This is a genomic window from Mycobacterium sp., from assembly GCF_036488105.1.
Lineage (GTDB): Bacteria > Actinomycetota > Actinomycetes > Mycobacteriales > Mycobacteriaceae > Mycobacterium.
This window is the reverse complement of the sequence record NZ_DASXHW010000011.1, coordinates 1-9,253: the sequence shown is the minus strand read 5'-3', so window position 1 is coordinate 9,253 and position 9,253 is coordinate 1. Positions and strand designations below refer to the sequence as shown.

At 69.6% G+C, this 9,253-nt stretch carries 7 protein-coding genes; 5 read left to right on the top strand and 2 right to left on the bottom strand.

Annotated elements, in window-relative coordinates:
* Together VGH54_RS00620 and VGH54_RS00615 are read left to right on the top strand one after the other, a co-directional pair.
* Window positions 1-1,341, top strand: a 1,341-nt coding sequence (locus VGH54_RS00620) for a PD-(D/E)XK nuclease family protein (protein WP_331510007.1), incomplete at its 5' end; no start/stop codon positions are given.
* On the top strand, window positions 1,338-4,661 hold the full coding sequence (locus tag VGH54_RS00615; protein WP_331510006.1) for an ATP-dependent helicase: 3,324 nt from the start codon (window positions 1,338-1,340) through the stop codon (window positions 4,659-4,661). The genes VGH54_RS00620 and VGH54_RS00615, both read left to right, overlap by 4 nt.
* Here the strand turns inward: VGH54_RS00615 and VGH54_RS00610 are convergent.
* Entirely contained in the window at window positions 4,658-5,053 is a 396-nt protein-coding gene (locus VGH54_RS00610) for a hypothetical protein (protein ID WP_331510005.1), read from the bottom strand. The genes VGH54_RS00615 and VGH54_RS00610 overlap by 4 nt on opposite strands.
* A 39-nt stretch (window positions 5,054-5,092) precedes the next feature.
* On the opposite strand from VGH54_RS00610, the gene VGH54_RS00605 reads away from it, so the two are divergent.
* Window positions 5,093-6,160 (top strand): potassium channel family protein, encoded by a 1,068-nt coding sequence (locus VGH54_RS00605; protein ID WP_331510004.1) that lies wholly within the window; start codon window positions 5,093-5,095, stop codon window positions 6,158-6,160.
* A 2-nt stretch (window positions 6,161-6,162) separates the two neighbouring features.
* On the top strand, window positions 6,163-7,092 hold the full coding sequence (gene nudC, locus VGH54_RS00600) for an NAD(+) diphosphatase (RefSeq protein ID WP_331510008.1): 930 nt from the start codon (window positions 6,163-6,165) through the stop codon (window positions 7,090-7,092).
* A 20-nt stretch (window positions 7,093-7,112) separates the two neighbouring features.
* Here nudC and mrx1 read toward each other — a convergent pair whose 3' ends face one another.
* A complete protein-coding gene (gene mrx1 / locus VGH54_RS00595) occupies window positions 7,113-7,367 on the bottom strand; it encodes a mycoredoxin Mrx1 (RefSeq protein WP_331510003.1) in 255 nt (84 codons plus the stop codon).
* 87 nt (window positions 7,368-7,454) lie between these two features.
* Here mrx1 and VGH54_RS00590 point away from each other — a divergent pair.
* The coding region (locus VGH54_RS00590) for an ATP-dependent helicase (RefSeq protein WP_331510002.1) at window positions 7,455-9,253 on the top strand (1,799 nt) is incomplete at its 3' end.

Sequence of the window (9,253 nt, the reverse complement as noted above, 5' to 3'; positions counted from 1 at the left end):
CAGGTCGCGGTGCTCAGCGCGCACGCGGCGATCGGCCACGAGTGGGATCTCGTGGTCATCGCCGGCCTGCAGGAAGGGTTGTGGCCCAACACGATTCCACGCGGGGGAGTGCTCGGCACACAGCGACTGCTGGACGTGCTGGACGGGGTTGCCGACAACGCTTCGATGCGGGCACCGCTGCTGGCCGAGGAGCGGCGACTGCTGGTGGCCGCGATGGGCCGGGCACGCAGGCGGTTGCTCGTGACGGCCGTCGACGGAGCGGCGAACGGCGACGACGAAGCCAGCATGCCGTCGCCGTTCTTCGCCGAGATCGCGCAGTGGGCAGGCGGATCCGCTGACACCGAACTCCAGCCGGTGACGGCGCCGCGGGTGCTGTCGGCGGCCGCGGTGGTCGGTCGGCTGCGCGGCGTGGTGTGCGCGCCGCGGGGCGAGGTCAGCGACGCGATGCGTGACTGCGCTGCAACACAATTGGCCCGCCTGGCCGCGGCAGGCGTGCCGGGCGCCGACCCGGCCGGCTGGTATGGCATGTCGCCGGTCAGCACCACCGAGCCGATGTGGAGCGGCGACGACCACATCGTCACGCTGACCCCGTCAAGCCTGCAGACGTTGACCGACTGCCCGCTGCGCTGGCTGGCCGAGCGGCACGGCGGGACCGATCCCCGCGATCTGGGGTCGACGGTCGGTTCGGTGGTGCACGCGCTGATTGCCGTGTCGGCTGGCGGCGAGGCTGAGCTGTTGGCCGCCCTGGAACGGGCATGGCAGCAGCTGCCGTTCGAATCGCAGTGGTATTCGGCCAACGAGCTGGCCCGGCATCGGGCGATGATCGAGACGTTCCTGGCCTGGCGGTCGCAGACTCGCGGCGAGCTGACGGAAGTCGGCGTCGAGGTCGACGTCGACGGTGTCCTCGACGGCGGTGTCATCGACCCAAATGTGCGGCTGCGAGGCCGGGTCGACCGGATCGAACGCGACGCCGCGGGCCGGCTGGTGATCGTCGACGTCAAGACCGGCAAGACAACGGTCAGCAAGGACGATGCGCAGCGGCACGCTCAGCTGGCGGCTTATCAGCTCGCGGTGGCCGAAGGCCTTTTGGCTCACGGTGACGAACCCGGTGGCGGGCGGCTGGTTTACCTGGGCAAGACGGGTGCGGCAGGCGCCAGCGAGCGCGAGCAGGACCCGTTGACACCCGAAGCGCGTCAACAGTGGCGGAAAAGCATCCGCGCCGCGGCCGATGCGACGGCGGGGCCGCAGTTCGTCGCCCGAATCAACGACGGCTGCGCGCACTGCCCACTGCGGCCAAGCTGCCCCGCCCACACCGGCATCGACCGAAAGGGGTCGCTATGACCGTCCTTGCACCGCCGTCACCACGCTACAGCCCGAGCGAATTAGCAAGCGCACTCGGTCTTTTCGAGCCTACCGAGGAACAGGCGGCGGTCATCGCGGCGCCGCCGGGACCGCTGGTGGTCATCGCGGGCGCGGGCGCTGGAAAAACCGAGACCATGGCGGCCCGGGTGGTGTGGTTGGTGGCCAACGGCTTTGCCGAGCCGGGTCAGGTGCTGGGTCTGACCTTCACCCGCAAGGCAGCTGGGCAGCTGCTACGACGGGTGAGGTCCAGACTGGCACGGCTTGCCGGCACCGGACTGGTCCTCGGCAGCCAGCCCGGTCTGCCGGTCGACGAGCCCGGCGGTGCGCCGGTGGTCGGCACGTATCACGCCTTCGCGGGCCAGCTGCTACGCGAATACGGTTTGCTCTCAACGGGTGTGGGGCAGTGCGCGCCGATAGAGCCCGACACCCGGCTGCTCGGCGAGACTGCGCTCTGGCAGCTGGCCTTCGATGTCGTCAACGCGTACTCCGGCGAACTGCGCACCGAGAAGAACCCGGCCGCGGTCACCGCGATGGTGCTGCGGTTGTCGGGTCAACTCGCCGAGCATCTGGTCGACACCGGCCAGCTCCGCGATACCCATGTCGAGCTCGAACGGCTGGTGCACAGCTTGCCCGCCGGCCCCTACCAGCGGGACCGCGGCCCGAGCCAGTGGTTGCTGCGAATGCTGTCCACCCAAGCCGAGCGCGCCGAGCTGGTGCCCCTGATCGACGCCCTGCACCGGCGGATGCGGGCGGAGAAGGTGATGGACTTCGGCGGCCAGATGGCCTCGGCCGCCCGGTTGGTCTCGACGGTCCCGCAGGTGGGTGAGCAGTTGCGCAGCCGCTACCGGGTGGTGCTTCTCGATGAATACCAAGACACCGGATACGCCCAGCGCGTTCTGTTGTCGTCGCTGTTCGGCGGCGGCGTCGACGAGGAACTGGCGTTGACCGCCGTCGGCGACCCGATCCAGTCCATCTACGGCTGGCGCGGCGCTTCGGCGACCAACCTGCCGCGGTTCACCACCGACTTCCCGCTACCCGACGGCAGCCCGGCGCCGGTGCTGGAGCTGCGGACCAGCTGGCGTAACCCACCGTCCGCCCTGCACGTCGCCAACGCGGTCTCGGCGGATGCGCGACAACGATCGGTGGCGGTGCGTGCGCTTCGCTCCCGCCCCAACGCCGAACCCGGCACGGTGCGCTGCGCGCTGTTGCCCGACGTGCAGGCCGAACGGGAGTGGGTCGCCGATCACCTGCAGCTGCGCTACCAGCAGGCGGCCGCCGACGGCGTCGCGCCGCCGACCGCCGCGGTTCTGTTGCGCCGCAACGCCGATGCGGCACCGATCGCCGCCGCGCTGCGCGCCCGCGGCGTCCCGGTGGAAGTGGTCGGGCTGGCCGGTTTGCTCTCGGTGCCCGAGGTGGCCGACGTGGTCGCGATGCTGCGCCTGGTCGCCGAGCCGACAGCCGGTGCGGCCGCCATGCGGGTGCTCACCGGTCCGCGGTGGCGGCTCGGCGCCCGCGACGTCGCGGCGCTGTGGCGGCGCGCGGTCTCCCTCGACGGTGCACAGGCGGCGCGCTCTGCCGAAACAGCCGAGCAGATCGCCGAGTCGGCCGGGCCGCAGGCCGATACCGCGGGCCTGGCCGACGCCCTCGCCGATCCCGGCCCAGCCGTTGGCTATTCGGCCGAAGGGTATCGCCGTATCGTCGCGCTGGCCGACGAGCTGAGTGTGCTGCGCAGCCATCTCGGCCATCCGCTGCCCGACCTGGTCGCCGAGGTGCGCCGGCTGTTGGGTGTCGACTGCGAGGTGCGCGCCGCACTGCCCGGGGCCGGCTGGGCCGGCACCGAGCAGCTCGACGCGTTCGCCGACGTGGTCAGCGGCTACGCCGAGCGGGCCGCCGACGTGACCGATTCCCTGGCCCCGCTCATGGGGCTGCTGGCCTACCTGGATGCGGCGGCGGTCGTCGAGAACGGCCTGGCACCGGCCCAGTCCGTCGTTGCCCAGAATCGAGTGCAAGTGCTGACCGTGCACGCCGCCAAGGGTTTGGAGTGGCAGCTAGTCGCCGTGCCGCACCTGTCGGGCGGGCTATTCCCGTCGACCGGACAGGCCCGCACCTGGCTCACCGACGCCGCCGACCTCCCGCCACTGCTGCGCGGCGACCGGTCCACCGCGGGCCTGCACGGCGTTCCGGTGCTGGACACCTCTGACGTGACTGATCGAAAGCAGTTGTCGGACAAGATTTCCGCGCACCGTCGGCAGCTCGACCAACGCCGCCTCGACGAAGAGCGCAGGCTGCTGTACGTGGCCATCACCCGCTCCGAGGACACTCTGCTGTTGTCCGGCCACCACTGGGGGGCCACCGGCATCAAGCCGCGCGGCCCGTCGGATTTTCTGTGCGAGCTCAAGGACACCATCGACCAGTCGGCTGCGGCCGGCCGGCCCTGTGGCGAGGTCGATCAGTGGGCGCCCGCCCCAGCCGACGGTGAGCGAAACCCGTTGCGTGACAGCATTCGCGAAGCAAGCTGGCCGGTCGATCCGCTGGCCGGCCGCCGCGCGGATGTGCAACGCGGAGCCGAACTCGTCGCCGCCGCGATGTCGGCAAACGCACCCGCCGCGACCGCCGACGCCGAAGAGTGGGCCGCCGACGTCGACGCGCTACTCAACGAGCGTGCCCGCGCTGCGCAACCGTCGGCGCATCCGCTGCCCAGCGGACTGTCGGTCAGCAGCCTGGTGGACCTGGCTCGCGACCCCGAGCACGCCGCGCAGCGGCTGATGCGCCGGCTGCCGTCGCGGCCGGAGCCGCATGCGTTGCTGGGCAACGCATTTCACGACTGGGTTGAGCGCTTCTACGGCGCCGAGCGACTGTTCGACCTCGCCGACCTGCCCGGTGCCGCCGACTCCGACATCGCGCAGCGCGACGCCGAGGAGCTGGCCACGCTGCAGGAAGCCTTCCTCGACTCGCCGTGGGCCGGCCGCACACCGGTGGCCGTCGAGGTGCCCTTCGAGATGGCGATCGGCGACACCGTGGTGCGCGGCCGCATCGACGCGGTATTCGCCGAGCCCGACGGTGGCGCCACCGTTGTGGACTGGAAGACCGGCGAGCCGCCGCACGGCTCGGAGGCGGCCCGGCATGCCGCGATTCAGCTCGGGGTGTACCGGCTCGCCTGGGCCGCACTCAGCGGCTGTCAGGAGTCGTTGGTGCGCACAGCTTTTCACTACGTCCGGACCGGGCTCACCGTCGTCCCGGATGCGCTGCCGGGGCCCGACGAGCTGGCCGGGCTGCTGGCCCGCGAGACGCCGAGCTAAGCGGCGCGGGCGACCTTGAGGGCCGTGGTCACCATCGGAATCTGCAACGGCAGCCGAGCCAAAGCGATGATGCGCATCGGCCAAGGCTTGTCCCACCACAACCGGACCATGTTGACGTTGCCCGGGAAGACGGCGACGAACAGCGCGGCGGCCGCCAACGCGGCCCGCCGGCGGGTACTTCGCGCCAGTAGCGCCGCGCCGATGCTGACCTCGGCGACGCCAGATGCGTAGGTGTAGAACCGCGGGGTGCCGGGCAGCTCGACGGGGATGAGGCCGTCGAACGGTTTCGGTGCCAGGAAGTGCAGGGTGCCGACGCCGAGCAACACCGCGGCGAGCCGGTATGCGAGAGTCTGGCCGGCGTCGCGCTGAGGACTGGGTGTGATGGCGGTCATGGTTACATTGTGTCGTGCGCTGGGTCGAGCCGATCAACTGTGGTCAAAGTTAGCCGTCGGCGACGCGATCTCGACGAGACGCTGACCGCCCAGCCCGGATATGCGCTGGTCGGCGTCGTGCGCGTGCCGGAGGCGCAAGTCAGTCCGATACGGGCTATTTGGCGACGGGTCGGTATCGCCCTGCTCGCCCTGGTGGTCGCGGTGGTGACCGTGTACCTCGGTCGGGCCGGCTACACCGACGTGCGAGGCGTGCCGCTGTCGTTCATCGACTGCTTGTACTTCGCCACGATCTCCCTGACCACAGTCGGCTACGGCGACCTCACCCCATACTCCGAATTCGCCCGGCTGACCAACGTCGTGATCATCACGCCGCTGCGGATCCTGTTCCTCGTGGTGTTGGTCGGCACGACCCTTCAGGTGCTCACCGAGCGGTCGCGGCAGGCCTGGAAGATTCAGCGTTGGAGGAGCAGAGTGCGCAACCACATCGTCGTCATCGGCTACGGCACCAAGGGCAAGACCGCGGTCGCCGCGATGTGCGAGGACGAGGCGTCCAGCAAGGACATCGTCGTCGTCGACACCCAACAGGCAGCTCTGGACCACGCCGTGGCCGCCGACCTGGTGACCGTGCACGGCGACGCCACCAGATCCGACGTGCTGAGGCTGGCCTCGGCCCAGCACGCGTCGGCGATCATCGTCGCCACCGGTCGCGACGACACCGCAACGCTGGTCACCCTCACCGCCCGGGAAGTCGCCCCGCAAGCCAAGATCGTGGCGTCGATCCGCGAAGCCGAAAACCAGCACCTGCTCAAGCAATCCGGCGCGGACTCGGTGGTCGTCTCCTCCGAAACCGCCGGCCGGCTGCTCGGTGTGGCCATCACGACGCCCAGCGTCGTCGAGATGATCGACGACCTGCTGACACCGGCCCATGGATTCGCCATCGCCGAACGTGAGGTCGAGCGGACCGAACTCGGCGGATCGCCGCGGCATCTGCCCGACATCGTGCTCGGCGTGGTTCGCGACGGCCGCCTGCTTCGCGTCGACTCTCCGCAGGCGGACGCCCTCGAGGCCGGCGACCGGCTGCTCTATGTCCGCAACACGGGGAAGTAAGGCTGACTGTGGATTTCCAGTTGACGAGTGTGCCGCTGCTGTCGCGGATCGGCGCCGACCGGGCTGACCAGGTGCGCACCGACATCGATGCGGCCACCGCCGGCTGGGCGGACGCGGCGCTGCTGCGGCTCGACTCGCGCAATCAGGTGATGGTCGCCGGCGGCCGAGTGTTGCTCGGTAAGGCGAAAACCCTTGGCGACAAACCGCCTTCGGACGCGGTGTTCCTGGGTCGGATCGAGGACGGCCGGCATGTGTGGGCGGTCCGCGGTCCGCTGGAAGCACCCGATGATCCCGAGCTCAAAGCCGAGGTGGCCGATCTGCGCCAGGCCGGACAGCTGTTCGACGATGTGGGCGCCCAGCTGGTGTCGGCGGCCGCGGCGCTGCTGAATTGGCATGCAAGTTCCCGGTTCAGCTCCGTGGACGGCTCGCCGACCAAGTCGATCAGGGCGGGCTGGGCACGGGTCAATCCGGTCACCGGTCACGAGGAATTTCCGCGTATCGACCCGGCGGTCATCTGCCTGGTGCACGACGGCGGCGACCGCGCGGTACTGGCCCGTCAGACCACCTGGCCCGAACGGATGTTCTCGCTGCTGGCCGGTTTCGTCGAAGCGGGGGAGTCCTTCGAAACCTGTGTCGCCCGCGAGATCCGCGAGGAGATCGGGCTGACCGTCAGCGATATCCGCTACCTGGGCAGCCAACCGTGGCCGTTCCCGCGATCGCTGATGATCGGCTTCCACGCGATCGCCGATCCGGCTGAGCCGTTCGCGTTCAACGACGGCGAGATCGCGGAGGCCGAGTGGTTCACCCGCGACGAGATTCGTGCTGCGCTGTCCCTCGGCGATTGGAGCAGCGACTCGGAGTCCAGGTTGCTGCTGCCCGGGTCGGTGTCGATCGCGCGGGTGATCGTCGAATCCTGGGCCGAAGCCGGCTGACTAAGTCGGGCAAAGCGGCCCTAGCCGGCCAGCTTGGCCAGCTTCGCCTTGACCTCTTTGGCGCCCGGGTTGGTCAGCGTTGACCCGTCGGCGAACCTCACTGTGGGTACGACGTGATTGCCGCCGTTGACTGAGCCGACGAAGTCCGCCGCCGCGGGGTCGTGCTCGATGTCGACCTCGTCATACGTGATACCGGCTGACTTCAGCGCCGTCTTGAGCCGGTGGCAGTAGCCGCACCACTGCGTGCTGTACATGGTGATGGAAGCGTTGCTCATAGTTCTACAAACATAGATGGCGTCGCCGGTAAGCCGCGCCGTGGCGCTGCCGGACGTTTGTCGGCGATCACTGCCAAGATGGACGCCATGCCGGTGATCGCGGACTCCTTGATTGCCGACCTCGACGAGGAACAGCGCGAGGCCGTGCTGGCTCCCCGCGGGCCGGTCTGCGTTCTGGCCGGCGCGGGGACCGGCAAGACCCGGACGATCACCCACCGCATCGCCCAGCTCGTCGCGACCGGACACGTCGCCGCGGGTCAGGTCTTGGCGGTGACTTTCACCCAGCGTGCGGCCGGCGAGATGCGGACCCGGTTGCGGGCATTGGGAGCCCACGGGCAGACCGGTGTCGGTGCGGTGCAGGCGATGACATTTCACGCGGCCGCGCACCGGCAGCTGCGGTATTTCTGGCCGCGGGTCGTCGGCGACACCGGTTGGCAGCTGCTGGAGACCAAGTTCGCCGTCGTCGCACGCGGGGCCACCGGCGCCGGCCTGAAGCTCAGCACCGACGATGTCCGCGATGTGGCCGGTGAGATCGAATGGGCCAAGGCCTCGCTGATCTCACCCGAGCAGTATCCCGACGCCGTGGCGGCCGCGGCCCGCGATGTTCCGCTGGACGCTGCAAAGGTCGCCGCGGTGTACGCGGCCTACGAGTCGCTCAAGGCCCGTGGCGATGGAGTTGCCCTGCTCGACTTCGACGACCTGCTGCTGCACACCGCGGCTGCGATCGAGGACGACGCCGCGGTCGCCGAAGAATTCCGAGACCGCTACCGCTGCTTCGTCGTCGACGAGTACCAGGACGTCACACCGCTGCAACAGCGCGTGCTGTCGGCCTGGCTGGGCGACCGTGACGATCTGACCGTCGTCGGCGACGCCAACCAGACCATCTATTCGTTCACCGGTGCCTCGCCCCGCTACCTGCTGGACTTCTCAAGGCGGTTCCCCGACGCGACCGTGGTGCGCCTGGAACGCGACTACCGGTCCACCCCGCAGGTGGTGTCGCTGGCCAACCGGGTGATCGCCGCGGCCCGTGGACGGGTGGCCGGCAGCAAGCTGCATCTGGTCGGCCAGCGCGATTCCGGACCGGAGCCGACGTTCCGGGAGCACACCGACGAGGTCACCGAGGCCGCTGCGGTGGCCAATTCGATCAAACAGCTCGTCGAAGCCGGCACGCCGGCGTCGGAGATCGCGGTGCTGTACCGGATCAACGCGCAGTCGGAGGTGTACGAAGAAGCGCTGACCGAGGCCGGAGTCGCGTATCAGGTTCGCGGCGGTGAGGGCTTTTTCAGCCGCCAGGAGATCCGCCAAGCCCTGCTGGCGTTGCAGCGGGCGGCCAACCGCGATGTCGACGGCGACGTCGCGCTGCCCGAGATAGTCCGCGGGCTGCTCGAACCGCTGGGTCTGACCGCCGAAGCGCCGGCCGGAACGCGGGCCCGCGAGCGCTGGGAAGCGTTGGTGGCGCTGGCCGAATTGGTCGACGAGGAAGTGGCGCACCGGCCGACGCTGGATTTGCCCGAGTTGATCGCAGAGTTGCGGACCCGCGCCGACTCGCGTCACCCGCCGGTGGTGCAGGGAGTCACGCTGGCGTCGCTGCACGCGGCCAAGGGACTGGAGTGGGATGCGGTGTTCCTGGTCGGATTGACCGACGGCACGCTGCCGATCTCGCATGCGCTGGCCCACGGCCCCGAGAGCGAGGCAGTCGAGGAGGAGCGTCGGCTGCTCTACGTCGGAATTACAAGGGCCCGAAAGCATTTGGCGCTTAGCTGGGCGCTGTCGCGCAACCCTGGCGGACGGCAGAGTCGCAAATCGTCACGTTTTCTCAATGGCCTGTCCCCGCAGACTCAAGCCGACCCCACTCCGAACCGGCCGCGGCGCAATCGCGGTCCCGC

Bases quoted from the DNA above. Each gene is read 5' to 3' on its own strand.
- VGH54_RS00615 (WP_331510006.1), top strand. From the start codon at position 1,338: ATGACCGTCCTTGCACCGCCGTCACCACGCTACAGCCCGAGCGAATTA.
- VGH54_RS00610 (WP_331510005.1), bottom strand. From the start codon at position 5,053: ATGACCGCCATCACACCCAGTCCTCAGCGCGACGCCGGCCAGACTCTC.
- mrx1 (WP_331510003.1), bottom strand. From the start codon at position 7,367: ATGAGCAACGCTTCCATCACCATGTACAGCACGCAGTGGTGCGGCTAC.